This is a genomic window from Pseudomonas sp. PDM27, from assembly GCF_019219205.1.
Lineage (GTDB): Bacteria > Pseudomonadota > Gammaproteobacteria > Pseudomonadales > Pseudomonadaceae > Aquipseudomonas > Aquipseudomonas laurylsulfatiphila.
In genome coordinates, this window is record NZ_JAHUWF010000005.1 from 224,729 (window position 1) to 248,785 (window position 24,057).

18 protein-coding genes are annotated in these 24,057 nt (G+C 61.5%); 1 reads left to right on the plus strand and 17 read right to left on the minus strand.

All coding sequences use genetic code 11. From position 1 onward, the window contains the following. Positions 1-114: 114 nt before the first annotated feature. Positions 115-1,539: a bifunctional D-glycero-beta-D-manno-heptose-7-phosphate kinase/D-glycero-beta-D-manno-heptose 1-phosphate adenylyltransferase HldE gene (gene hldE, locus KW838_RS13245; RefSeq protein WP_015093200.1), complete on the minus strand. Its 1,425-nt coding sequence runs from the start codon at positions 1,537-1,539 to the stop codon at positions 115-117. 176 nt (positions 1,540-1,715) lie between these two features. Next, the gene (msbA, locus tag KW838_RS13250) at positions 1,716-3,518 is read right to left on the minus strand and encodes a lipid A export permease/ATP-binding protein MsbA (RefSeq protein WP_218501286.1); all 1,803 of its coding nucleotides are present in this window, start codon (positions 3,516-3,518) and stop codon (positions 1,716-1,718) included. A 154-nt stretch (positions 3,519-3,672) separates the two neighbouring features. Here msbA and KW838_RS13255 point away from each other — a divergent pair, with 154 nt between their 5' ends. Then, positions 3,673-5,535 carry a bifunctional O-antigen ligase/aminoglycoside phosphotransferase family protein gene (locus KW838_RS13255; RefSeq protein WP_218501287.1) on the plus strand — a complete coding sequence of 621 codons (1,863 nt, stop codon included), beginning with the start codon at positions 3,673-3,675 and terminating at the stop codon, positions 5,533-5,535. An 84-nt stretch (positions 5,536-5,619) separates the two neighbouring features. Here KW838_RS13255 and KW838_RS13260 read toward each other — a convergent pair whose 3' ends face one another. The 15 genes from KW838_RS13260 to glnE form a co-directional block, all read right to left on the minus strand. Beyond that, the gene (locus KW838_RS13260) at positions 5,620-6,504 is read right to left on the minus strand and encodes a glycosyltransferase (RefSeq protein WP_218501288.1); all 885 of its coding nucleotides are present in this window, start codon (positions 6,502-6,504) and stop codon (positions 5,620-5,622) included. Continuing rightward, positions 6,501-7,655, minus strand: coding sequence for a glycosyltransferase family 4 protein (locus KW838_RS13265; protein WP_218501289.1), 1,155 nt, complete (start codon positions 7,653-7,655; stop codon positions 6,501-6,503). The genes KW838_RS13260 and KW838_RS13265 overlap by 4 nt, the downstream gene beginning before the upstream one ends. Next, a complete protein-coding gene (locus KW838_RS13270; RefSeq protein WP_218501290.1) occupies positions 7,652-9,094 on the minus strand; it encodes a PIG-L deacetylase family protein in 1,443 nt (480 codons plus the stop codon). Before KW838_RS13270 ends, KW838_RS13265 begins: the two co-directional genes overlap by 4 nt. Before the next feature lie 8 nt (positions 9,095-9,102). Continuing rightward, a complete protein-coding gene (locus tag KW838_RS13275; protein WP_218501291.1) occupies positions 9,103-9,999 on the minus strand; it encodes an antimicrobial resistance protein Mig-14 in 897 nt (298 codons plus the stop codon). After that, positions 9,999-11,129 carry a glycosyltransferase gene (locus KW838_RS13280; RefSeq protein ID WP_218501292.1) on the minus strand — a complete coding sequence of 377 codons (1,131 nt, stop codon included), beginning with the start codon at positions 11,127-11,129 and terminating at the stop codon, positions 9,999-10,001. Before KW838_RS13280 ends, KW838_RS13275 begins: the two co-directional genes overlap by 1 nt. Further along, positions 11,113-12,870 carry a carbamoyltransferase gene (locus KW838_RS13285; RefSeq protein WP_218501293.1) on the minus strand — a complete coding sequence of 586 codons (1,758 nt, stop codon included), beginning with the start codon at positions 12,868-12,870 and terminating at the stop codon, positions 11,113-11,115. Before KW838_RS13285 ends, KW838_RS13280 begins: the two co-directional genes overlap by 17 nt. 167 nt (positions 12,871-13,037) lie before the next feature. Further along, on the minus strand, positions 13,038-13,373 hold the full coding sequence (locus tag KW838_RS13290) for a YceK/YidQ family lipoprotein (RefSeq protein ID WP_218501294.1): 336 nt from the start codon (positions 13,371-13,373) through the stop codon (positions 13,038-13,040). Positions 13,374-13,581: 208 nt separating this feature from the next. Then, positions 13,582-15,033, minus strand: a complete 1,452-nt coding sequence (locus KW838_RS13295) for a lipopolysaccharide kinase InaA family protein (protein WP_218501295.1) — start codon at positions 15,031-15,033, stop codon at positions 13,582-13,584. Next, positions 15,033-15,785 carry a lipopolysaccharide kinase InaA family protein gene (locus tag KW838_RS13300; protein ID WP_015093189.1) on the minus strand — a complete coding sequence of 251 codons (753 nt, stop codon included), beginning with the start codon at positions 15,783-15,785 and terminating at the stop codon, positions 15,033-15,035. The genes KW838_RS13295 and KW838_RS13300 overlap by 1 nt, the downstream gene beginning before the upstream one ends. Beyond that, entirely contained in the window at positions 15,782-16,516 is a 735-nt protein-coding gene (locus tag KW838_RS13305) for a lipopolysaccharide kinase InaA family protein (protein WP_007971805.1), read from the minus strand. Before KW838_RS13305 ends, KW838_RS13300 begins: the two co-directional genes overlap by 4 nt. After that, entirely contained in the window at positions 16,516-17,322 is an 807-nt protein-coding gene (gene rfaP, locus KW838_RS13310; protein ID WP_218501296.1) for a lipopolysaccharide core heptose(I) kinase RfaP, read from the minus strand. Before rfaP ends, KW838_RS13305 begins: the two co-directional genes overlap by 1 nt. Continuing rightward, positions 17,323-18,444, minus strand: coding sequence for a glycosyltransferase family 4 protein (locus KW838_RS13315; RefSeq protein WP_103397336.1), 1,122 nt, complete (start codon positions 18,442-18,444; stop codon positions 17,323-17,325). Next, on the minus strand, positions 18,444-19,505 hold the full coding sequence (gene waaC / locus KW838_RS13320; protein ID WP_007971808.1) for a lipopolysaccharide heptosyltransferase I: 1,062 nt from the start codon (positions 19,503-19,505) through the stop codon (positions 18,444-18,446). The genes KW838_RS13315 and waaC overlap by 1 nt, the downstream gene beginning before the upstream one ends. A gap of 1 nt (position 19,506) precedes the next feature. After that, the gene (waaF, locus tag KW838_RS13325; protein ID WP_218501297.1) at positions 19,507-20,541 is read right to left on the minus strand and encodes a lipopolysaccharide heptosyltransferase II; all 1,035 of its coding nucleotides are present in this window, start codon (positions 20,539-20,541) and stop codon (positions 19,507-19,509) included. 307 nt (positions 20,542-20,848) lie between these two features. Beyond that, positions 20,849-23,788, minus strand: coding sequence for a bifunctional [glutamate--ammonia ligase]-adenylyl-L-tyrosine phosphorylase/[glutamate--ammonia-ligase] adenylyltransferase (gene glnE / locus KW838_RS13330; RefSeq protein WP_102698623.1), 2,940 nt, complete (start codon positions 23,786-23,788; stop codon positions 20,849-20,851). Positions 23,789-24,057: the final 269 nt, after the last annotated feature.

The window sequence follows — 24,057 nt, forward strand, 5'->3', positions numbered from 1 at the left end:
CGAGCTTGCTCGCGATGAACTCAGCGGCACCGCATTCAATCAGTCAATACGCGGTATCGTTCACGTCCATCGCGAGCAAGCTCGCTCCTACAGAGGCTGCGATCTTTTACGGCTTCATTCGGACTTGCGGATCTTCTCCACAATCGCCGTGGTCGAGCTGTTTTCCACCAGCCCCAGCACTTTCACGGTACCGCCGTAGGCCGTCACGATGTCCGCGCCGACCACCTGGTCGATCCCGTAGTCGCCACCCTTGACCAGCACGTCCGGCTTGATCGCGCTCAGCAGGTTTTCCGGGGTGCCTTCCGGGAAACTGATGACCCAGTCCACCGCGCCCAACCCGGCCAGCACCGCCATGCGCCGGTCGACACTGTTGATCGGACGGCCCGGCCCTTTCAGGCGGCTGACCGATGCATCGTCGTTGATCGCGACGATCAGGCGATCGCCCTGGGCCCGCGCCTGTTCCAGATAGGTCACGTGGCCGGCATGCAGGATGTCGAAGCAACCGTTGGTGAACACGATCCGCTCGTTATGCGCGCGGGCATCATCGACCGCCAGCAACAGCTGCTCAAGACCCAACACACCGCGCTCGGAACCCTCTGCGCGCTGGATTGCACGACGCAGTTCCGGTGCACTGATGGCCGCCGTACCGAGCTTGCCGACCACGATACCGGCCGCCAGGTTGGCCAGGGCCACTGCGTGAGGCAGTTCTTCGCCAGCGGCAATTGCTGCTGCCAGGGTGGAAATCACTGTATCGCCGGCACCGGTCACGTCGAACACTTCGCGGGCACGGGCCGGCAAGTGCAGCGCCGGATGATCCGGACGCAGCAAGGTCATGCCGTGCTCGCCACGGGTCACCAGCAAGGCACCGAGGTCCAGGTCGTGCATCAGTTGCGCGCCCTTGTTGACCAGATCGTGTTCATCGGCGCAACCACCGACGATGGTTTCGAATTCGTTGAGGTTCGGCGTGATCAGGCTTGCGCCACGGTAGATCGAAAAATCCTTGCCCTTTGGATCGGCCAGCACCGGAATACCGCGGGCCCGGGCGGCCTGGATCAGCGCCTGATGATTTTTCAGTGCGCCTTTGCCGTAGTCGGACAACACCAGCACCTTGATGCCTTCGAGCAGCTCGTCGACCTGCGCGGCCAATGCCAGCGCGTCGGTGGCGAAGGGTTCTTCGAAATCGATACGCAGCAGTTGCTGGTGACGACTCATGACCCGCAGCTTGACGATGGTCGGCTGGTGCGCAATGCGCTGGAAGATGGCGCGCACGCCAGCACCCTTGAGGCTGTTGACCAGGCTATTGGCGGCTTCATCGTCGCCGGTTACACCGACCAGCGAGGCCGGAGCCCCCAGGGCGGCAATGTTCAAGGCAACGTTGGCAGCGCCACCCGGACGGTCCTCGATGTGATCGACCTTGACCACCGGCACCGGCGCCTCAGGGGAAATCCGTGAGGTACCACCATGCCAGTAACGGTCGAGCATGACATCGCCGACCACCAAGACAGGGGCTTGATCGAATCGCGGCATGGACAACTTCATGGTGCAACCCACATACAGAATGAACAGGGGCGCGATATTAACACAGGGTTGGCATCGGCTTGTGCGGTGGCTGCAACGGGATGATTTGCCGGGTGTTTTTGCTCATTTTTTGAGCAAAAGAACCGCCAGGCGACGGCACCGGCACGAAAGGGCGAGCCAGGCTCGCCCCTTCGGGGTCAGGCGATGTCTTCGGCCGGGGCGTCGAGGCCCATCGCGTTGAGGCGTGAGTAGTAGCCGTTTTGCGCCAGCAGTTGCTCGTGGGTGCCGCGCTCGACGATTTTCCCCTGATCCATGACCAGGATCAGGTCGGCCTTCTCGATGGTCGACAAGCGGTGAGCGATCACCAGCGTGGTGCGCCCCTTCATGACCTGATCCAGGGCGGCCTGGATATGCCGCTCGGACTCGGTATCGAGTGCCGAAGTCGCCTCGTCGAGAATCAGCAGCGGGGCATTCTTCAACAGCGCCCGGGCAATCGCCAGGCGCTGACGCTGGCCACCGGAGAGCAACACGCCGTTTTCCCCGACCTGGGTGTCCAGGCCCTCGGGCAATTGAGCAATGAAGTCCATCGCGTAGGCATCTTTCGCCGCTTTTTCGATGTCCTCACGGGGTGCGCCGGCCAGGTCGCCATAGGCGATGTTGTTGGCCACCGTGTCGCTGAACAGGGTCACGTGCTGAGTCACCTGGGCGATATGCCGCCGCAGGTTCAACAGCTTGTACTGCTCCACTTCGACGCCATCGATGAGGATTTCGCCCTTGTCGTGGTGATAGAAACGCGGAATCAGGTTGGCCAGGGTCGACTTGCCGCTGCCCGAACGCCCCACCAGCGCCACCATTTGCCCGGGCTCGACCGAGAAACTGATGTCATTGAGCACCTGGCGCTCGGTGTCAGGGTAGGTGAAGCTGAGGTTGCGCACGTCCAGGCGGCCGCTGACGACATCACGCTCGACGGTACCGGTATCGACTTCAGGCTCGACATCCAGTTGCTCGAAGATACTTTCAGCACCGGCCACACCTTTCTGGATGGTCGAGCTGACTTCGGACAGCTGGCGAATCGGCTTGGGCAGCAGGCCGGCCAGGGTGATGTAGGCCACCATGTCGCCGGCGGACGCATCGCCACGCAGGAACAGCACCAGGAACATCAGCACGGCCATGGCGGTGTAGATCACCAGTTGCAGCAGCGGCGTATAGATTGCGCCGGTGCGGGTCATGCGCAATTGCTTGTCGGTATTGCCCTGGCTGGCGTCGAAGAAGCGTTTCTCTTCGTACTTTTCACCGCCGAAGCTGCGCACCACGCGATAGCCCTGGATCGTTTCGGACGCCACGTGCGTCACGTCCCCCATGGCCAGCTGGATTTTCTTGCTTTGCTTGCGGAATTTCTTGCTGGCCGTGCGCACCATGATGGCAATCAGCGGCAGGATGGCGACCATCACCAGCGTCAGGCGCCAGTTCATGAACAACAGCGAGGCAAACAGGAAGACCACCGTCATGCCTTCACGAATTACGACCTTGATCGCATCTGTTGCCGCCCCCGTGACCATGGTCACGTTGAAGGTGATACGTGAAATCAGGTGCCCCGAGTTATGCTTGTCGAAATACCGGTTCGGCAACACCAGCAGGTTGTTGAACAGCTGGACCCGCAAGTCATGGACCAGGCCCAGGGAAACCTTGGCCAGGAAGTAGTTGCCCAGGTACGACCCCAGCCCCTGCCACGCAGCGATCAGGATGATCAGCAACGGCACCGCCTGCAGCAGTTGCAGGTCGCGCAGGTAGGGCACGCTTGGAAACAGCGCCGCTTCAGGATTGGATAGACCGTCGACGAAGTACTTGAGGATGTAGCCCAGCATTGGCTGCGTCGAAGCGAAAATCAGAAAGCCGACGATGCTGATCAGGAACAGGCTGATATACGGCCGGACATAGCCGAGCAGGCGGAAGTAGATTTTCAAGCTCGATGGGCTTGCGGAGAGACTGGAGTCGGTCATATCACGCGAATGTCGATGAAAAGGACGCTGACTTTAGCACAGCTTCCCCAGGGTTCTGGCAATCGCATACAGTCTGTGTATTGTGGCGCGTCAAATAGCCACCCGCTGTCCCTGCCTTGGTACGGTCGCTCATTTCAGGAATAAGTTACTCAGCATGCATTTAAACGCTTTGAACAGCACGTCCAATAGAATCTTCGATTTCATTTGTTTGTGGATCCTTCCACTCGGTTATTTATTGCTGCTTTGCGCACTGTTTTTCCTGCCGGGGCGCAGTGAGCATCACAAACTCTACTATGGCCTTTTCAGCATTCCGGCACTGATTGCACTGTGCCTGCGGCCGCGGCTCGCCAAGGAGCTGCTGAACGAACCGATCGTCGTTGCAGTCCTGCTGTTTGTGGCGTGGGCATTGCTCAGCCTGAACTGGGGGCCGGAAAATGACGTCCCGGCCGGTCAGATCAAACCATCGCTGCATACCCTGATGCTGTTCGTTGGCTGCTACCTGCTGGTGCGCTATCGCAGCGAAATCATTCAACCCCTGCTGTTCTGCGCCGCGACGGTGGCGTTGATCAGCTCGGCTTACAACCTGTACAGGTTCGGCCTGATCTACCAGCCGGAAATGCGCCTGATCGGTGTCGGCGCGTTCGACAATCCACTGCTCAGCTCCCACGTCTTCGGCTTTTTCTGTACCTACTGGCTAAGCCTGAGCATGACCTGCAAGCGCCCCCGGATACTTTGGTTGAGCTTGCCAGCGATGGCGATCATGTTCGCCACCGTGCTGGCCACCGGTTCCAGGACACCACTGGTTGCGCTGACGATCGCCGCGCTGTGGCTGTGTTTCATCTGCTGGAATCGACGCTCGGTCCTCCTGCTTGCCTCCATGTTCATCGCCGGAACGGCGACTTTCGCGCTATTTGCGGACAAAATCATCGCAAGAGGCAGCTCCTTCCGCATCGAGCTCTGGCAATTGACCCTGGGCAGGATCGCTGACCATCCGTGGATCGGACATGGCTACAACGCCAAGTTGAGCCTGGACCCGGGCGTCGGCTACACCCTGCAAGAACCCCATAGCTTTGCCTTGGGCGTGCTCTATTACGTCGGCATTATCGGCCTGCTGCCATGGCTGTTCTTCCTCGCATGGGGCCTCATCAGTAGCCAGCGCCATCGCGTGCAACCGCTGTTCATCATTGCCTCGGCCTGGCTGGCCTTCGGTATCGGCGCGGGCCTGACTGAAGGTGGCGGGATTATTTCGCGCCCCAAGGAGCACTGGTTCCTGCTGTGGATCCCCCTGGCGCTGGTTGCCGCCTTGAGCATCAATCAACGGGCCAGACGCCTTCTGGACACGCCGATCAAGGCCGCGACGCCAAGCGCCCTGCAGCAGCTGATTGCCGATGCCCGGATCATCGAAGAAGACGGTTTGGGGCCCAAAGTCCTGCGCCTGACCGACGGCAGCTTTCTCAAGCTGTTCCGCCGTCGCCGCTGGTATACCTCGGGTAGTTTCACGCCCTATTCCGATCGTTTTGCCGTCAACAGTGTGCAACTGCGCGGCATAGGCATCCCGACCCCGCAAATCCTCGATCTCTACCGATTCGAAGACGGCAGCACCGGGGTGCACTACTCACCGTTGCCGGGCAACACGCTGCGCCAGATCCTGCAAGGCATCACCGCGCCGGCGGTGCGCCAGGCACTGGTGGAGCGCTTCGGCAAGTTCATGGCTCAACTGCATCACAAAGGGATCTACTTCCGCTCCCTGCACCTGGGCAATGTGCTGGTGCTGGAGGACGGCGAGTTCGGCCTGATCGACCTGGCCGACCTGCGAGTCTACCCATCATCACTGAGCCCTTCCCTGCGCCGGCGTAATCTGCGCCATATGCAGCGCTACGCAGAAGATCGGCGCTGGCTGTTCGAGGACCACTTCGAAGCGCTGCTGCAGGGATACGCCGCGGTGGCCTCGAAAGCCGACGTGGATAATTTGCACAGGCAAGTGCTGGCCGGGAGCCCTTCGGCCCAAGCTCACTGATGACGTAAACCAGCCCGCTGATCGCGATAACGGCCTACCGGCCGGCTATCGCGACCGCGCCGGGCAAAGCCTCAAGCCCCTGGCTCAGTCTTTCTCCAGCCGCGAGAAATACATCCGGCCCAACCCGCGCCAGGTTTTCTTGTTCCAGGCCTTGAAGGGAATCTGCGCCAGCAACTCACGCGCCAGCTTGCGATCACGGTTGGCGGTCTTGAGGAACATGGAATTGAGAAACTTGTAGCGCACCTCGTCATACAGCGGGTGATCGCTGAAGAGCGCGTAGGTGCGCAGGATGCTGTCGATCATGAAGCGGTGGTTCTTGTAGGAGTTGGTGGCGTGCTTGCGATAGCGCGCCATCAACACGTTCAGACCATCGATGAAGTAACCGGCATGGGTCACCTTCAACTCGATCAGCAAATCTTCCAGGCGAATGGTCGGGTCGAAACCGCCCACCTTCTCCAGCGCTTCGCGTCGGATCATCAGGGTGGGTGCCGGAGGATAGGGCTTGCGCTCCAGGAACATGTCATCGAAGTCCAGGCGACGGAACGGCACATCCCGGCGCTGGCGCTTCTCCGGGTAGAGATTGCCGTCGGCATCGATCAGCTCGATGTTGCCGGCGCAAATGCCGACCTCGGGCTTGCCGTCCATATGCGCGACCTGGATGGCGATTCGCTCCGGCAACATGATGTCATCCGAACCGAACGGCACGATCAGGCTGCCCTTTGCCCGGGCAATCGCACCATTGAGGGTGTTGGTCAGCCCCTGGTTTTCCTGGACCCGGAAGTCGAAACCGTGGGTGACCTGCAACGCCTTGATCCGCTCGACGCTGTCGTCCTTCGAGCCATCGTCGACCACCAGCAACTCAATGTTCCGATAGGTCTGGTTGAGGACGCTGAGAATGCTCTGCTCGATGTAGGGACCGTGGTTGTACGACGCGATAATGACCGTGACGATGGGTTGCGCGTCGTTCATGGCTGTTCCTTGCGGGCCTGTTCCAGGCCGGAGTCGATCAGATTGAGGTATTCGCGACGGAACTCCTCGATGTCATGGTGTTGTTGCAGATAACGGAAAGCCTGCTCGCCCTTGGCCTTGAGCTCGTCATCCGACAGCCCGAGGTAGGTGTCCAGCGCAGCCTGCAGCGTCGGCACATCCTTGGGCGTAATCGCCAGGCCACCGGCCCCCTCGATGAGCGGCAACATGGCCGGCACGTTCGAGGCAATCACCGGCAAATGCCCGCTCATGCCTTCAAGCAGCGCCAACCCGAGGCCCTCGGCCAGGGAAGGCATGGTCCAGATGTCGAACGCACGAATGTACTGCAGGGCAATTTCCTTGAACCCCAGCAAATGGGCGCGACCGCCGAGGCCGAGGCGGTCGATTTCCGCGGCCAGGCGCGACTCTTCGCGACCGGCACCGATGATCGCCAGCTGGGTATTCGGGTATTTGTCCTTGAGTGCGGCAAAGGCCTGCAGCAAATAGATATGACCCTTGACCGGCACCAGCCGCCCCAGTGCACCGATCAGTCGTACCGACGGATCGATGCCGAGCATTTCACGGGCTTTCTCGCGGCTGTGCTGCAAAGCCTCGGCCTGCTCGATGTCGATGGCGTTGGTGATGGCATAGGTATTCTGGTCGGTGAAGCCACAGTCACAGTCCAGCAGATACTGCTTTACCGCTGGCGACACGCCGACGAAACGCCAGTGACGATCGATCAGGCGCTGGGTCTGGCGGCGCCGGTAAAAACGGTCGTACTCGCCAAAGCCATGGGAAATGCCGATGCACAACGGCACTTTCAACCAGCGGTTGAGCGCCAGCATCATGTTCACCGGCTTGAAGCGGTTGCAGATCACCACATCGAATTTTTCCCGGCGGCAGAACTTGTACAGCTGCCACATCGCCCGCAGGCGCATGCCCTTGAGGGACTTGTCGGAAAACTCGAAGTACACCGAACGGTCGGCCCGGCTCACCGCTTCGCCCGGCCCGGGTTTGCCCCGCAGAAACGCGGCGGTCACTTCATATCGATCGGTGGGCAGGGCCTTGACGATTTGCTCCGCGAGGTCGGCGAAATCATGGGCTTTGACGTTGTAGTCAGGCTGCAGCTGCAGGACCTTTGACCGCTGACTCATAACTCTCCCCGCTGAAAAACATTGCCTGGTGTGTGCTTGATGGACCACAAAAGCTCGTGGCGCCGGACGGCCTTGCGAAAGAACTCGTTCTCGCCATAGGTGGGCGGCACCCGGCCGGCCAACAACCGCTGGATCAAGCGACGCAGGCGGCGCTTGAACGGCATCGGCGGCTGCAGGTCGTGCATCATGCCCAACGCCATGGCCTTGTCCCGCTGTTGCTCCAGCGGCATCGGCAGGCAATAAGGCTGCATCGGCTGGACGGAATCGAAGGCCGGCGGCAAGGCGATGCCGTCACCGCTATCGCCCATCGGCCAACGGTCGTTGTCGTGCAAGTGGTTGGCGTAGCCCAACAGCGTGGTCGGTTGCCAGTCCAGGCCTTGCAAGGCCTCGAGGACTGCCGCCTGGGCGCAGATATGATCGGGGTGCGGATCCAGGGTCGGATGCGGCAGCACGATGACCTCGGGCCGGGCCTGCAGCAGCAATTCGCGCAGATCGGCCAGCAGATTGTTCCAGGTCGGCGCGCCATCGGCATCGCCTGGCAGCGTGAACGGATTCAGCTGGCGAAATAGTCGGGTGTCGCTCAGGTCGGCTTCCCGCGATCCCGCCGGCAAACCAGGCGCGGCCTGCATGCTCGCCAGTTGCAGGCAGAAATAACCCAGCTGTACGCAGCGGGCCTCGGGCACACCGGCCCAACGCGGCACGGCAATGCTGTCCCAGGTGCGCAGACGGCCTTTCAAGCGGGCTGCATCGACCTTGTTCAGGCCCATCTGCCGGTAGTGTTCGGCTTCGATTTCACCGGCTGTCAGCGTGACGATCCAGGTTTCGTCGGCCTGGCTGTACAAACCGTAGGCTGCCAGCTCGGCGTCATCGGCGTGGGGCGCGATGACCATCACCCGCTGACGCCGGTAATCCGGATGTTCCAGCGCCCACAGCACCGGCTCACCGAACACCCGACAGAAACGCCCGCGCAAGCGCAGGTCACCACGGGACAGCGCCTGAGCCTGACCACTGAGATTGAGGTAACGCAGGCCGTTTACGCCCCGTTCGAAGGTTTGTCGGTCAGGGTTTTCGCCCCCCGCCAACTCGACCACCGGATCGAAAAAACGACCCAACCAGGTGCTTTTTACCCGCAGGGCCAGCACCAGCGTCGCGTCGTCGACCAGCATCACGCCCTCGTCCAGCCGCAAATGTTCACCGCTCAGGTGCACCTTGGGCTGTGGCGTGTACGGGGGAAAGCTGTACTGATAATCGTCTTTCGGCGAGTAGAACAGATGGTCGGCAAACCAGGCTTCATGGGCTATCCAGCCCAGAGCCGCCAGCACCAGCGGCAACCACCAGGCCACCAGCACACCGATGACGATCAACAGCACCAGCGCAATCAACAGGCCGATACGTTTAGTGCGCCGATGGCGCTTGAGCAGTTGCTGTTTGCGGCTCATGGCTTGGCTCATACGGTGAAGACCGGCACAGGGTTGCACCAGCGATCCTTGTATTCACGGTCGGCGCGACCGAAAGAAAAACGCAACGGCTTGTCCTGCGCCCGGGCATGCTCCCAAGCGCTTTGCGTATTGAGAAAACTCAGCACGCTGCCGGGGCTGAACTCGCGAGTCTCGGGATCGACCCCGCCGTTGATGTACTCAACGCTGATCCACTGCGGGGTTTCGACGCGGTACACCAATTGAATCGCAATCGGCGCATCGTTGAGAAAAATCACCGAACCGATCAGCAACTCGCGCAGCAACTCGATGACCTCGGCCATGCGTTCGGCACCCGTCGCCGGGAAACCCCAGCGGCGCTGGAACAGGTCGCAATAAATCGCCGCCAGCTCAGCGCTGGAGAATTCGGACACCGGCCGCACCACGCCCCCGGCCTCTTCCAGCAGACGCAATTCACGGCGCTGGTTGTAGCGAAATTTCTTCGACAGCTCTTCGGGGGTACGAGCCATGGCCAGTTGCTCGGTCTGCAAGCGGATGCCGGTGAACCGCCCCTCGTTCAACGCCGACAGATAGCGCCCGCGATGGCGCAAAGGCGCCTGGGTATCGGCCGCGGCCGGCAGGATGATTTCAGCATTGCCCAGGTCGAACAGACCTTTTTTGCCGCGACGCTTGAGCACGTCCTTGGACAAGGCCAGGTCGCGACCCCAGGTCGGGATCGCCGCCTTGACCTCGCCACCCTGCATCCAGGCCAGGTAACGCACCGGGATGTCGGCCAGTTGCGCCAGGCGCTCGACCACCATGGGATGAGTCGCGACGCTGCCGCCATAACGCTGCCAGGTTTCGGCGTAAGTCGAGGCGTCGACTACCGCCCAGCCACGCTCGCGCCAGCCTTGAAATCGGTTGAGCATCAGCCCCTCTGTGCCAGTTCGGTAACGTGCGGCAAGTGCCAGAAAGCATCGCGCACTGCGCGGTCGGAAAAGCGTTCGCGCAAGCGCTCGAGCATCATCTCGGCACACTGCCGGCGTTGCTGATCATCCATGGCAGCCAGGTGTTGCAGTCCTTGGGCCAGATGTCCGGCATCGCCCAACGGGAACAGGATGCCCACGCCCTCGACCACTTCTTTCGCTCCGCCGCACGCCGTGGCGAGCAAGGGTACGCCGGCGGCCATGGCCTCCAGCAGCACCATGCCGAACGGTTCGTGATCGGAACTCAGGGCGAACACATCGAAGGCGCGGAAATAGTTGCGCGCATCCGGTACCTGGCCGAGGAACAGCACCCGGTCACCGATACCCAGCTCGCGGGCCCGAGCCTTGAGGTCTTCCTCCAGGCGCCCCTTGCCGAGAATCACCAACTGGCTGTTGGCCGGCAACTGCGGCAATGCCTCGGCGAAACCGTCGAGCAGCGTGGCCTGGTCCTTGTCCGGATGCAGGCGTCCGACGTTGCCGACAATCCAGGCATCCGCCGCCAGCCCGAGGGTTTCCCGGGCCTCGCGAGCCGACACCTGCGTGGCTTGCAAGGCATCGACGTCGATGCGGTTGTACAACGTCTGAATTCGCGAAGCCGGCCACTTCGACAGGCAACTGCGCATGTCGTCGCGCACCGCGTCGGACACACCGAGCAGGCTCAAACGCTTGCGGAATATATGGGCGAACAGTTTGCGGCTGCCGCGCTTGTAGTCTTCAAACCCGTGGTGCACGCCAATGACCGGCAACGACGTACCGAGCAGGGCGATATAAATAGGCTTGAAGCGATGAGCGATGCAGAAACTGAAGTTGCGCGACGCGGCGATCTTGCGCAGATCGCCGATGGCGCCCAGTTTCAGGCCACGAATGGCCTTGGAACTGTACTCCATGAACAGCACCTCGTCGGAGGCGCAGCCCGCGGCGACTTCGGCATCGGCAACCCCGGTGAGAAACACCGTGGTCACGCGATAGCCAGTCCCCGCGAACAGGCTGGCGTACTGCCGTGCGCAATCCAGGAACGGCCCGTCATAGCCGTGGCAGAACTGCAGCACATGACGTTCAGCCGAACGTGTCATAGGCGTTTGCGCCCTCTTTGACCACCAAGATGTCTTCCATGATCAGATACTGTAGATCCGAACCGAAGAACATGTTCAGCGCATCGGTCGGCGAGCAGATCATCGGTTCGCCGCGACGGTTGAGCGAGGTGTTGAGCGACACACCGTTGCCGGTGAGCACTTCCAGCGCTTTCATCATGTCGTAGTAGCGCGGGTTGTATTCGCGCTTGAGCACCTGGGCGCGGGAGGTGCCGTCTTCGTGGACGACTTCCGGCACGCGGGTCTTCCATTCTTCCGCCACTTCGAAGGTGAAGGTCATGAACGGAGCCGGGTGATCGATCTTGATCATCTGCGGCGCCACGGTGTCGAGCATCGACGGGCAGAAAGGCCTCCAGCGCTCGCGGAACTTGATCTGGTGGTTGATGCGATCAGCCACGCCCGGCACGCTCGGGCAACCGATGATCGAACGACCACCCAGTGCACGCGGACCGAACTCCATGCGGCCCTGGAACCAGGCCACCGGGTTGCCGTCGACCATGATCTTGGCGATCTGCTCCGGCATGTTGTCGAGCTTGCGCCAGGTCGGCTTGTTCTCGTGACGGGCGCAGGCGGCGATCACGTCTTCGTTGCTGTACGACGGGCCGAGGTAGACGTGTTCCATCTTCTCCACCGGTACGCCACGGGCGTGAGACACATAAGCCGCGGCGCCGACCGCGGTGCCGGCATCACCGGACGCCGGCTGTACGAACAGCTCCTTGACGTCCTCGCGGGCGATGATTTTCTGGTTGAGCTTGACGTTCAACGCACAGCCACCGGCATAGGCCAGCTTGCCGGTTTCCTTGAGCACGTCGCCCAGGTAGTAGTCGATCATCTGCAGCGCAATCTTTTCGAACAACGCTTGAATGCTGGCGGCGTAGTGGATGTAAGGCTCGTCGGCGATGTCGCCTTCGCGCTTGGGACCCAGCCACTCGATCAGCTTCGGCGAGAAGTAGTAACCCTTGCCCTTCTCTTTATAGCGACGCAGACCGATGACGTTGGCGTAGTCGGTGTTGATCACCAGTTCGCCGTTTTCGAACGAAGCCAGGCGCGAGAAATCGTATTTGCTGGCGTCGCCGTACGGCGCCATGCCCATGACCTTGAACTCACCGTCGAGCATGTCGAAACCGAGGAACTCGGTGATCGCGCCGTACAGGCCGCCGAGGGAGTCCGGATCGAAGAATTCCTTGATCTTGTGGATCTTGCCGTTTACGCCATAACCGAAGAAGGTCGTGGCGTACTCGCCCTTGCCGTCGATGCCCAGGATCGCGGTTTTTTCCTTGAAGCCGGAGCAGTGGTAGGCGCTGGAAGCGTGGGCCAGGTGGTGTTCGACCGGCTCGATCTTGATCTTCTTCGGATCAAAGCCCAGTTGCTCCAGGCACCAGACGATCTTGTTGCGATAGCGCTTGTAGCGACGGTTGCCCATCAGGATCGCGTCGAGTGCACGGTCCGGGGCGTACCAGTAACGCTTGGCGTACTGCCAGCGGGCCTTGCCGAACAGGCTGATCGGGGCGAACGGGATCGCTACCACGTCAACGTCGGACGGCTTGATGCCAGCCTGTTCCAGGCAGAATTTCGCCGATTCGTAGGGCATGCGGTTCTTTGCATGTTTATCGCGTACGAAGCGCTCCTCTTCAGCCGCCGCGACCAGCTTGCCGTCGATGTACAGGGCTGCGGAAGGATCATGGCTAAGGGCGCCGGACAGGCCAAGAATCGTCAATGCCACAGGGGTCTAGCCTCTTTAGTCTGCATGCAGGCGCAAGCGCCTCAAAAATTAATGTGCCCTCGCAAGGGGGCGAGAGACAGCTAAAGGGCGGGATTATAGCGTAAAAGCGGCGGCAAGCCTCTAGCTACAAGCGGCAAGCCACCACTGTGGTGACCTTGCGATTACTTTTAACCGCGCGAAGGGCGCCAGTAGACGACGATATTGCCGTCCACGCTTTGCCGGTAAATCGTGTAGGGCAAGGCGGCGGTGTCCAGTGCGCCGGACAGGGCCAGGTCGAGCAAAATGAGCGGGACGAGGATACCCGTGGGATCGGGCGGTGCGTTCAGTACGCAGAAGTCATAAGCGAGGCCGCTATAGACCCGGGGAATGGACTGGCAATAGGTCTTTTGCCTGCGCAGCCCGTGCGCTGCTTCGGCTTCATCCTGGAGGACCGTAGCGGCGGTCCCGCAGCCCATTAGCGACACGGATAAAACACCCGATGAAACTGCCATTTTGATCGTCACAGCCTGACCTCCGAGAACGTCAGGCAAACTAGCATCGGGGCGATTTCGGCCACAGTTCATGGCTTCCCAAGATCGCGTAGGACGGTTCACAAGAACCTGCCTGTTTTCTCGGTTGGCAGTTCCGGCCCCTTCGCGAGCAGGCTCGCTCCCACAGTGGTTCCGGTCGTTCAGAAATCCCTGTGGGAGCGAGCCTGCTCGCGAAAAGGATTCAGGCCGCGCTGGAGATATCTTTGGGAAGACGCTGATCAATGACCTGATAAAGGGCACTGCCTTCAGGCCAGTTACGCATGAACCGCGCGCGATCCCTGGCATACGCCGGGGCGAAGCTGCCGAGCGAGCCGTGCTGGCACATCGAGTCGAGGTCGATCAACGCCCAGCGATCCTGCTGCCAGAACAGGTTATGGCCCTTGAAGTCGCCATGACTGATACGCAAACGAATCAGCTCGGCAAACAGATGATCCAGCGCCGCCAGTTCGGCCTGCGGTGCGTCACCACTTTCAACATAGGGCGCAAAACGCTCGATGATGTCCGGCCCCGGCAGATACTCGGTGATCAGGTACGCCCGGCTGCGCAGCCACAGGAAACGCTTCTCCAGCAACGCCAGTGGCTTGGGCGTGGCAATCCCGAGGAACGCCAGGCGATTGCCTTCGCGCCACGAATGCCAGGCCCGGCTCGGGCGCCAGAAACGCTTGAGCCAGTGGGCAAAACCCTTGATGTTGTAGCGCTTGATCACCAGCGTGCGGCCATCCACCTCGACCTTGCCAACGCTCGCCGCGCCGCCGGTCTTGTACAGATGCCCCTGATCGAGCAAGGCATCGGCCCGCTCCAGCACCGGCACCATCGACGCCTCTTCCTCGCGGCGAATCGCCCGGAGTTCGAAGGCCCCGCGCCGGACGCTGAACAGCGTGCACTCGCGACCGACCTTGATCAGGTAGTCCTTGAGGCGCCAGTTGCGGACCTTGTCGATCTGCTTCTGCAGCGCCTCCATGGGCAAGGCGTGTTCGCCGTTGCTGAGCAGGTAATACACCAGCAACTCTTCAATGAAGGGCTCGATCGACTTCGGCAACTGGGCGAAGAACACCCCGAGGTTTTCCAGGACTTTCTGCCGCGACAGCGGCTGGCCAGGCGTCTCGCTGCAGATACCGGCACCATCGATCAGGTACAGGCGGCCACCCTGGCGCAGTAGATTGTCCAGGTGCAGGTCTTCCTGCCACAGGCCCTTGCGATGCATCTGACCGATCGCGCCCAACGCCTCGGCCAGCACCGCCCCTTGTCCATCGGACAGTACGGGCTGCTGCTCAACCTGCTTCCAGGTGTCGCCCAGGCTTTCGGCATGCTCAAGGAAATCAAACAGCAGCCAGCCACCCTCGCCGTCTTTCAGGCCATCGGCCAACAACTGCGGCGTGGTCAGGCCCTGGGCGGAGAGCAGGCGCACGCCGTCCAGTTCACGCTGAAAATGCCGTGCGGCCTTACTGCCGACCAGCAACTTGGCCAACACCGGCCGGCCGCGCCAGACACCCGCACCGACATAACGCTGCCCCGGCAATACCCGCAACAGGCTCAACAGCTGCAAATCGGCGGGACCGGCGGCATCGGCCAGCGTAACGCTCAGCGGCAATGCCGGATGGCGGCCAGCGGATTTCAATTCGGACAAACGCATCAACGAGGCCCCTTTTGGCTGCGCCGTGCGGTCAAGCGCTGCAGCCAGCTGTCGATCAGGGAGCTGTCCTGCGGCTGATCCAGATAGGCCGCCAGCAATTGCCGCAGCTGCGATTCGCCCCACTCGGGCGCGCGGCGCGTCAGCGGTTCCAGGTCCTTGATTCGGTCACGCTGCCCGTACAGCAGCGGCCGGGTCTTTTCCAGGTCGATCAACTGAGCCTGGTAGCCGTGGCCGGTGGCACGCATGAAAATGTGTTTGGGATAGAAACACCCGTGCACCTGGCGTGCAGCGTGCAGTTGCCGGGCCAGTTCGCCACTGGCCTTGAGGATTTCCGAGTGCTGCTCAGGGCTCAATTGAGCCCAGCGCTGCAACAGCGAGTCGAGGTCGTCCCAACCGTCCAGGGCGCGGGTCAGCAGGATCGCGCGGACTTCGCCATTGACCTTGCGCTGCCCGTAGAACACCGCTTCCAGCGCCGGAATGCCCATCTTCCGGTAACGGGAGATGTTGCGAAACTCGCGGGCAAAACTCGGCTCGCCGAACGGCGCGCGCAAGGTGCGGGTCAGGTAGTTGCTTTGGCGCTTGAGGTAGTAGCCATGACCTTCCAGATCCAGCCGAAACACACTGCTCCAGCCGCCGCGACCGGTGTTGGGTTCGTCCACCGCATCGAGCTGTTTGGCCCAGAGTGCCTCGAACGTGCCGAGACCATGGCGCTCAAGCAGCGCACGGTCTTCAGCGGCCAGAAAATCAGTCATTCGCGTCCCTCGAAAAATCTCACCACGTGCCGGATACGTTTCTTGTCCGCGGCGTTGAGCCGGGTCCGGTTGCGGTATTGCAGGTAAAAGCGCAGGCGCTGGGTAGCCGACAGTTGATACTTGGCAACCTTGTCCAGGCACGCCAGATCCTTGGTGATGCGGTACTTGAGCCAGAAACCGCGCCAGAAATCGCCGTTGGGGCAATCGATCAGAAACAGTCGAGCCTCATCGTCGATCAGCAGGTTGCGCCACTTCAGATCATTATGGGTGAAACGGTGGTCGTGCATGGTCCGGGTGTACTGGGCCAACTGACGACTCACGGCATCGACCCAGGCGCGGTCCGACAATTTCGGATCGCGTCGCTCGGCCAGTGCCGACAAGTCTTCGGTACGCGGCAGTTCCCGGGTAATCATCGCGCCGCGAGCGTAGGCCGCACCGCGCCGCTCCAGCCCCCAGGCCACCACTTCGGCCGTGGGAATGCCCCACTTGGCGAAGCGCTTGAGGTTCTGCCACTCCATCTTCACCCGAGGCTTGCCGAGGTAACGCCGCAAGCCTTTGCCGGCACCCACGTAGCGCTTGACGTAATAGTTGACGCCATTGCGCTGAACACGAATGACCTCGGAGAGCAGGTCCTTGGTCAACTGCTCGCCCTGAAGCGCAAACACCGCCTCAAGGCTGCCAAAGTCATCGGCCAGATCGCTGTAGGCCGGCTCCAGTTTCCAACCCGACATCAGAGCGCATCCCCGTATCGCTGTTTACGCTCGTAGAGCTTGTTGGCCTTGCCATCGAGCCATGCCAGCAAACCGGCCTCTTCACTGAGGATCTGCCGCAGCGGACGCTGGAAATAGCCTTTGAGAAAACGCAATTTGTCGCGGCGGGTCAGGCCGATGTCCAGGGCGGAAAAGTACAGGGCCGCCAGATCCTTGTTGCGCCAGCGCGAGGTGATTGTCGGACGGGTCTGGGCGCGGTGCAGGTCAATCACCGAAAGCTTGAAGTCGTCAGCGGTCACCGGTTTGTCGGTGTGCAGCAGGAAATGGCAGATGTAGCAGTCGCGGTGATTGACCCCGGCGCGGTGCATCATGCCGGTCATGCGTGCGACTTCGGCGATCAGCGCGCGCTTGAGCTTTGGCTCGGGCGGCTGCTTGACCCAGTTGACGCTGAAGTCTTCGAGGCTAACGGTGGGCGCCAACTCTTCGGTAACGATGAACGAGTGCTGGTCGGCCGGGTTACTGCCCTTCTCGCCATACGCGACGGCGGTCATGGTCGGCACGCCGACTTCCTGCAGGCGCTGAATGGCCTTCCACTCCTGGCCGGCACCCAGTACCGGGAGCTTGGCCGTGAGCAGGTTCTTGAAGATTTCGCCCCAGCCGATGCCACGGTGGATTTTCACGAAAAACCCGTTGCCGTCGACTTCCGTGCGCAATGTCCGGCGTGCTTCCAGCTCGCGGTACACCTCGCCCTTGAGCCCCTCGACTTCGGCGAACGGGTCGCGTCCGGCCCAGAGGCTCTTGAACGGTTCAGCCAGCATCAACTTCATTTAAGCGTGCTCCGCCAGAATCACATCGGCCGCGTGTTGCGGCATGCTGTAGAGGTCGGCCGTTTCGGCGAAGGCCAGACCATTGCGGCTCCAGGCCGCCCTTGCTTGAGCGTCGTTCAACATGCCGGTCAGGTATTGCGTCAGCTGTGCCTGATCGAAGGGCTCGTCCAACACCAGGCCAGCATCGGCCTCGGCGATGTAATGGGCGTAACCGCACACCGCGCTCACCAACACCGGCAAGCCGGCCACCAGTGCTTCGAGCAGCACGGTGCCGGTATTTTCGTTGTACGCCGGGTGGATCAACAGATCGGCACCCAACAGGAAACGCGGGATATCGCTACGGCCCTTGAGGAACGTGACGTTGTCGCCCAACCCCAATGTCGCACTCTGCATCTGGAATAACTTGGGGTCATCCTGGCCAATTACAAACAGCCGGGTGCGCTTCCTCAGCTCGGCAGGCAATGCCGCCAGTGCCTTGAGGCTGCGATCGACACCCTTGGTCTTGAACCCGGAGCCGATCTGCACCAGCAGCAGTTCGTCGTCCTTGAGATCGAATTCCGCGCGGAACCCTGCACGAATGTCATCGGCATCGGCCGGTCGGCGACGGTCCTGGGCGATACCCGGTGGCAGCAGGTGGAAACGCTCCAGCGGTGTGTCGTAATGCTTGATGAACAGCGGCTGCTGGACCTCGGAAATCATCAACACTTCGGTCTTCGCATCCTTGGCGAACACCGCGCGCTCGTATTCGGCGAAGTGGCGATAGCGGCCCCAACGGCGATACAGCGAGTTGCGCAGGTTCTGCGCCTTGTCTTCGAAGCAGCCGTCGGCGGCGTAGTAGACGTCCAGGCCCGGCATCTTGTTGAAGCCGATCAGGCGGTCGACCGGGCGCTTGGCCAGGTCGGCTTCCATCCATTCGCTGAGTTTTTCGTTGCGTCGATGGTTGAAGAACGCCTTGACCGGTGCCACCAGCACTTCGAAACCCGGCGGTACGTCGCCCTCCCAGATCAGCGTGTAGACGCGAATCTGATGGCCGCGCTTCTGGCACTCCAGGGCAATGCGCATGAAATCGCGCTGCAAGCCGCCGAACGGAAAATATTTGTACAGGACAAATGCCAATTGCATCAGCGCAGCTCCTCAGCCATTAACAACGTGCTCAGTCGGCTGGCGACACGCTCGGGGTTCAGACGCGTGAAGCACAGGGGCCACTCGCGTTTCAGGTCAAATTGACGGGCATCTTCGGCCGTCGGTTGATAGGTGCATTTCTTTTGCAGGCACGGCGCACACGGGAAGTCGCTGGCCAGGTGAATCTGCACTTTGCCGTAGGCGCCGGTCAGGCCCGGATTGGTCGGACCGAACAGCGACAGCGTCGGCACATCCAGCGCGGCAGCCAGATGGCCCAGGCCGGTATCCACCGCCACGCAGGCTTGCGCGCCGGCCAGCACCTTGCCGACACCGGCCAGGTTCAATTTGGGCAACACTTCGGCGTGCTTGAAACCGGCAGCGATGCGCTCGGCCCGGGCTTTCTCCTGCGCATTGCCCCAAGGCAACTTGACCCCGACGCCCAGGTAGCCGACCCGTTCGGTCAGCTCGCGCCAGTAAGCTTCAGGCCAGTGCTTGGTGTCCCAGGTCGTGCCATGCAGAAACACCACGTACGGGTTCTTGCGCGGCAACTCCACCAGGCGTTCGACATTCAGACCGTAGTCACCCATGCCTTTGGGCAAGTCATAGCCCAACGCGATGGCGAACAACTGACGCACTCGCTCCACCGCGTGCTGCCCGCGGGCAACGGCCAGACGCCTATTGTAAAAGCGCGCAGCGATGGGTTCGCGCGCCGAGCTTTTATCGAGGCCGGCCACCGGTGCCTTGACGTAACGGGTCAGCCAGGCGCTTTTCAGCAAGCCCTGGGCGTCGATCACCAAATCGTATTTCGTGGCGCGAACGCTTTGCTTGAAGCGCTTCCACTCACCGCTCTTGATGGTCTGCCAGATATTTTTGCGCCAGCGACGGATCGCCACCGGAATCACCTTGCCCACCGCCGGATGCCAGGTCGGGATTTCGGCAAAGCCTTCTTCCACCACCCAGTCGAATTTGATGCCGGGAATCGCCCGCGCCGCGTCGGTCAACGCCGGCAACGCATGAATGACGTCGCCCAGCGAAGACGTCTTGATCAACAGAACCCGCAAGCTATTTGACCTCGACCACAGTGCCTTGCAACCGCTGCAAGGCGTCGTTCACCGCTTGCGGCATGAGTTGGCGCAGGCAGTTGTAATGACCGAAACGGCAGGTGCGATCGAAGCACGGGCTGCACTCGATGCCCAGGCGTACGATTTCCACGTGCTCGGCCAACGGTGGCGTGAAACCCGGCGACGTCGAGCCGTAGACCGCAACCAGCGGGCGGTTCAGCGCGGCGGCGACGTGCATCAGGCCGGAGTCGTTGGACACTACCGAATCTGCACAGGACATCAAGTCGATGGCTTCGGCCAGCGAGGTGCCGCCACTGAGGTTCACTGACTCTTCACGCAGGCCGGGAATCAGCCGCGCGCGAATGTCTTCGCCCACCGCGTGGTCGTTTTTCGAACCGAACAGCCAGACTTGCCAGCCTTCACGGATCTTCGTTTCGGCGACCTTGGCGTAATGCTCGGACGGCCAGCGCTTGGACTCGCCGAACTCGGCGCCGGGGCACAGGGCCAACACCGGGCGGTCGAGGGTCAGGCCGAACCTGGCCAGTGCCGCCTCGCGGGTGACCGGGTCGATCTGCAGCGTCGGACGCGGATAGGGTTTCGGCAACTCGACGCCCGGCTCGAAGGCCAGGGCCATGAAGCGCTCGATCATCAGCGGATAACGATCCTTATCCAGCGCGCGCACGTCATTGAGCAGGCCATAGCGGAATTCGCCACGCCAGCCGCTGCGCTTCGGGATGCCGGCAAAGAACGGCACCAGCGCCGACTTCAGGGAATTGGGCAACAGGATCGCCTGGTCGTACTGGCCGGCCAGGGATTTGCCGATGCGCCGGCGCGTCGCCAACTCCAGCACGCCATGACCGAGCGGAAAGCTCAAGGCCCGGCGAACTTCGGGCATGCGCTCAAGAATCGGCCGGCTCCACTCGGGGGCCAGCACGTCGATTTCGCACTGCGGGTGGCGTTGCTTGAGACACTGGAAAAGTGTCTGCGCCATCACCATGTCACCGACCCAACTGGGCCCAACGATCAGAATTTTCATGTGGTTTCCATAAACGAACCGGGGAGGCCTACGCCTCCCCGCCTCGAGAATCTCTGCGGGAGCATGCTGGCTTGCGATGGGTCATCACCTTCAACATTGCTGTCGACTGTCACTCCGCTATCGCGAGCAGACTCGCTCCCACATTGGGTATTGGTGTACTTCGATCGGCATGACACTGCAGATCTACTGTGGGAGCGGGCTTGCCCGCGATGAGGGCGTCACATCCGAACATCAATGGTGACTGTGCCTCCGCTATCGCGAGCAAGCTCGCTCCCACAGGGGTATCGGGCGTATCAAAAATCCCGTGTCAGTTTAGCCCCAGCTCACGCCAGATCCGCATGACCTGCTGCCGTTCGTCCGTGAACTGGTCGGCCGGTATCACCCCCGGGTTCTTCTGCAGAGCCTGTCGGTGGGCGGCGGAACGGTACGCTTTATACGCTTCACGCAACAGACTGGCATCTTCGACAGGCATCAGCCCTTCGTGCTCCAGTTCTTCCAGAATGCGGATGTTATCGGTCCAGCGCAGCAATGGCGGGTGTGTTTCGGACCACGCCAGGGCCGCGTATTGCACCATAAATTCAATATCGACGATACCTCCGGCATCCTGCTTGATATCGAACGGCGCCGTGGCTTCGAAGGCATTTGCCCCGGTGCCGGCCGCCGTGCTCTTGCTGCCGAGGTTATCGCGCATCTTGGCGCGCATCTCGCTGACCTCCTGGCGCAGGGTCGGCAAATCACGCGTCTTGCCCAATATCGCGGCACGGACTTTCTCGAAGGCCTGGCCGACATCCTGACTGCCCACCAGCACCCGCGCCCGCACCAGCGCCTGATGCTCCCAGGTCCAGGCTTCGTTCTCCTGATAACGGGCAAACGCCCCCAAAGAACTCACCAGCAATCCCGACGCACCGGACGGCCGCAGGCGCATGTCCACTTCATACAACTGCCCGGAGTTGGTCTGCGCCGTCAGCAGGTGAATGATCCGCTGCCCCAGCCGGGTGAAAAACTGCGCGCCGTCGATGGGTTTGGGCCCATCGGTTTCAGCTTGCGGATCACCGTCGTGGATGAACACCAGGTCCAGGTCCGAACCATGCCCGAGTTCCAGGCCGCCGACTTTCCCATAACCGACAATGATGAAGCCGGGATCGCACAAGGTGCCATCGCTGCGCAGGGGCGTGCCGTACTTGGCCACGGTCTGGCGCCAGGCCAATGCCAGCACTTGCTCCAGGATCGCTTCGGCGAGCCAGGTCAGGTAGTCGCTGACTTTCATCAGCGGCAGGCTGCCAGCGATTTCCGAGGCGGCCACCCGCAAGCGGTGCGCCAGCTTGAAGTGACGCAGCGCTTCCATTTGCTGTTCGAGGTCGTCCTCGGGAATCCGCGTCAGGCGCTCGCGCAACTCGGCGGCCAGTTCTGGTGCCAGTGGCGGCTTGAACAGTCGACCTTCGTTGAGCAATTCGTCGAGCAGCAGCGGGAAACGGGTGATTTGCTCGGCGATCCACGGGCTCGCGGCACACAGCGTCAGCAAACGCCGCAAGGCGCCAGGGTTCTCGGTCAGCAGCACCAGGTATGCGGAACGACGGGCCACGGCTTCGACCAGCGGCAGCACGCGCTCCAGCACCAGATCCGGATTGGCATGCTCCACGGCCTGCGCCAGCAAGCGCGGAATAAACGCATCGAGACGTTCGCGTCCCAGACGCTGCATCGCCCGCAATTGCGGACTGCTGCGCAAGCCGGCCAGGGCGTTCAAGGCCTTGGGCGCATCCTTGAAACCACCCTCCTCCAGTTGGCGGCATGCGGCCTCATCGTCCTGAGCTTCTTCCCACAGCGGCAACCATTCACCGCCGACCACCACTTCGCTTTCGGCACCCTGCTCTTCGTCGGGATCGGCGATCACCTGCCCGAAGTGCCAGGCTACGCGGCCACGCCAATACATCAGTTGTTCGTGGAACGCCGTCCAGTTGGCGAAACCCAGCATAAAGGCGATGCGCGCCTGATCCTGCTCGCCACTGGGCAACATTTGCGTCTGGCGGTCAGCGATCGCCTGAATCGCGTGTTCGGTGTAACGCAGGAATTCGTAGCCTTCGCGCAGCTCGCTGATCACAGCCGGCGGCAGATAACCCTGACCTTCCAACGTACTCAGCACCTTTAATAGCGGGCGCTGCTGCAAGCTCAGATCGCGGCCGCCGTGGATCAGCTGGAACGCCTGGGCAATGAACTCGACTTCACGAATACCGCCAGAACCGAGCTTGATGTTGTCGGCCATGCCCTTGCGCCGCACTTCCTGCTGGATCAATTGCTTCATGGTGCGCAGCGCTTCGATGGCCGAGAAGTCCAGGTAACGCCGGTAAACGAACGGCCGCAGCATGTCCTGCAGTTGCGCGCCAGCCACCTGGTCGCCGGCCACCACCCGCGACTTGATCATCGCGTAGCGTTCCCAGTCGCGACCCTGGTCCTGGTAATACTGCTCCAGCGCATTGAAGCTCAGCACCAGCGCGCCCGCCGAACCGTAGGGGCGCAAGCGCATGTCGACGCGGAATACAAAGCCGTCGACGGTCATCGGGTCCAGGGCCTTGATCAGCCGCTGGCCCAGACGAATGAAGAATTCCTGGTTATCCAGCGCGCGCTTCACACCGACGGTTTCGCCGCCCTCGGGATAGGCGAAAATCAGGTCGATGTCCGAAGACAGGTTCAACTCCACGGCACCGAGCTTGCCCATGCCGAGGATGACCATCTGCTGCGGCTCGCCGCTGCGCCGCCCGGTCGGCACGCCGAACTGCTGGCAATGCCGCACGTACAACCACTGATAGGCCTGATCGATGCTGGCATCGGCCATGTCCGAGAGGTCGCGGCAGGTCTGGATCAAATCGGCCTGGCGGGTCAGGTCGCGCCAGATGATCCGCACCTGATGGCGCGCGCGCTGGCGGCGCAGGGCACGGCCCAGCAGATCTTCGGTCTCGGCCGTGCTCACGGCGGCCGCGATCTGCGCGCACAATTCACCGGGCGCGTAGCTGCGGTCCAGTTCACCGGACTGCACCAGCTGCAGCAACATCAAAGGGTCACGAACAGACTGTTCAATCACGAAATCGCTGGCGGCGGTGACGCGGGCAAATTGCGCCCAGCGCTCTGGCGACCAGGCAGACAGCCCGTGATCATCGTCCAGAGTGGCGACGGCAGCCCGGAACGACTGCTCGGCGCGGGTGACAAACGGCTGGAGAATGGCGGGCAGTTCGGCAAGCGAAGGGAGGCTCATGGTCTATCCTTGATCGGCGTACAACGGACTGCATGTAGTGGTTTTCGAAAACCCACTACCTGAGGGAGTGTCGAACAAAAGTTAGAAATAGCTGAAATTTCTTTTATTTTGGCAGCCAGCATCAAGCTTTTACCTTTTGTAGTTGGAAAAAGACCAACCTTAACGATTATTCTCACAACGCAGCCGGGGGCCACAAGCCGCTCATCTGTAGTTTTACTACTCGTATATACATTAGACGGGCTGAAATGCCGGAAGATTTGTAGTAAAAC